At 52.1% G+C, this 1,191-nt stretch carries 1 protein-coding gene; it reads left to right on the top strand.

Translation table 11 applies throughout. The features are described 5' to 3' along the window. Window positions 1-1,191, top strand: a 1,191-nt coding sequence (locus KDK18_RS08250; RefSeq protein WP_257254428.1) for an AAA family ATPase, incomplete at both ends; no start/stop codon positions are given.

Genomic DNA, 1,191 nt, shown 5'->3' with positions numbered 1-1,191 from the left:
CCACTGGCGGAAGGCCATTAATAGTGTCATCACCCATGGCACCCGGCAGAATCCGTCAGTGCGTGATTTTATGAAAGTAGCCTGTTGGCAGTTACTGCCGGATGCTGATAAAAAGCCGGATGAGGAGCAAACTGCCTCAGTGGACCCGGATCGGTTAAATGACATCATTAATAGTACCCCGCAGTTGGACAGAGCGTTTGTGCAGCAGAACCCATGGCCACTGGCCAGAGCCTTTGACCCGGCAGCCTTTAACGAGACTCAATTCAGAGTATTAAAACTGTCCTATGAAAAACCCTTTCCATTTTTGTCGACTGAAAAATCTCTGGATGAGCTCTGTGCCGCGATCGTTGCCCACTCGCCGGAACGACAACGACAGGCAATAGCGCATCAGTTGGCAGTTGATCCAGCGGCAGCAGAACAATATCAAACGTTAGCCATCAGACCATCAAGACAGATCAAACGTATACAAGATGCACTGGCTTCTGGCTGGCATTTACCTCTGTCATCAGGGCAGACCCGATCCGATGCCATTCAATCTCTGGCCACCGATTGTTTTCACATGGCCAAAACAGGGAATTCCGACGCAGAATGCATTGAACGCATAGAAAACCGACTGTCTCAATCACTGGAATGGCAGGGTTCCGCTGATAAGCCACTGTCAGCATTGGCCCATGATCTTTATTACGGCGAGATGAGTCAGAAGGATCGTGAAAACCGTCGATTGTACCGACTCCATGACCGGTTGGCGGACTCTCCCGTTCTATTCCTGCAGGGGGAAACCGGCACTGGAAAAAGTTACTTTTCTGCCAGAATGGCGAAGGCCTCAGGACAGGCTGTGGTGATATCCCTTGGACCTTCTGACAGCGAACAAACCCTCATGAAACGCTGGCAGTGGCAAGAGCACACCAGTGGCGACCGCTCTATGAAACAGCAAAACCGGGCCCTGATGGAATGGGCTAGTACCCCGTCCGACATAGACGGCGAGTACGTTACCCTGGTGCTGGATGAAGCCAATCTCGCCAAAACCGGATTGCTGGCGTCATTAAACGGCTTATGGGAACCGAAACCCTGTATCTATGTGAATGGCCACCCTGTCAAGGTCAGCTCAAAACACCGGGTGATTCTCACCGGTAACCCGGATCATTATGCCGGGCGCCATCTGGACCCGGCCCTGAAAGAGAAACTGCCCAG

Source organism: Endozoicomonas sp. SESOKO3 (genome assembly GCF_024606255.1).
Note: the sequence above shows the minus strand (reverse complement) of the source record. Positions and strands in the feature narration are given on the sequence as shown.